Genomic DNA, 919 nt, shown 5'->3' with positions numbered 1-919 from the left:
GGCGATTGGATTGGTYGATATACCATAACAATAGTTGACCGCTTTTCTAGGAGAAGCGGATAATGCGCGTCATCACGCAATATGACGGCGTAACGCCGGGAGATAGTCAGCATGAGCGTCGAATCCTTCACCCCCACGGCTTTGCAATTCACCCACGGTGCCGCGCACAAGGTGAAGAGCCTGGTCGATGAAGAGGGGAATGATCGCTTGAAGCTGCGCGTATTCGTTACGGGCGGCGGTTGTTCAGGTTTTCAGTACGGCTTCACCTTCGATGAAGAAGTGGCCGATGACGACACCATCGTCGAGCGCGAAGGTGTGAGTCTGGTTGTCGATCCGATGAGCTTTCAGTACCTGGCAGGTGCCGAGGTGGACTACCAGGAAGGTCTGGAAGGTTCGCGTTTCGTCATCAAGAACCCGAATGCGACCACCACTTGTGGCTGCGGTTCTTCGTTCTCGATCTGATCAGCGCGCCTGCATTACAAAGCGCCGCATGGCCTCAGGGCCCTGCGGCGTTTTACTGTGTGGAGAATTTATGCGGGGTAGATGGCGCCCAGTACGCGCAAGCCGCGGGCACCGGTAACGCTCGGGCGGTTGGCCGCAATACCTTCGAGGCAGCAATGAGCCAGCCACGCGAAGGCCATGGCTTCGACCCAGTCGGGGTCTACGCCGTAAGTGGCAGTGCTGCTGACACTGGCGTTTGGCAATAGGCTGGCCAGGCGGTTCATCAACGCGGTGTTGTGGGCGCCGCCGCCGCAGACCAGTAGTTCCTGCGTGTCTGCCTGGGCGCTTTGCAGTGATTCGATGATGGTCAGCGCGGTCAGCTCAAGCAGCGTCGCCTGAACATCTTCGGCGGCGAAGGCTGGCAGTTGTGCCAGGTGCTGTGTCAGCCAAGGTAGGTTGAATACTTCCCGTCCGGTAC

General features: G+C 58.5%; 2 protein-coding genes. One reads left to right on the top strand and one right to left on the bottom strand.

Annotation, left to right across the window (positions count from 1 at the left end; all coding sequences use genetic code 11):
• Positions 1-111: 111 nt before the first annotated feature.
• Positions 112-462 (top strand): iron-sulfur cluster insertion protein ErpA, encoded by a 351-nt coding sequence (erpA, locus tag AC1DVH_RS31855; RefSeq protein ID WP_007906865.1) that lies wholly within the window; start codon positions 112-114, stop codon positions 460-462.
• Between the two features lie 68 nt (positions 463-530).
• Here the strand turns inward: erpA and AC1DVH_RS31850 are convergent.
• On the bottom strand, positions 531-919 hold a 389-nt coding region (locus tag AC1DVH_RS31850; RefSeq protein ID WP_477757130.1), incomplete at its 5' end, for an anhydro-N-acetylmuramic acid kinase.

This window comes from Pseudomonas sp. P4_C3, assembly GCF_056402075.1.
The sequence above is the reverse complement of the archived record's forward strand: the minus strand, read 5'-3'. Positions and strand labels throughout refer to the sequence as shown.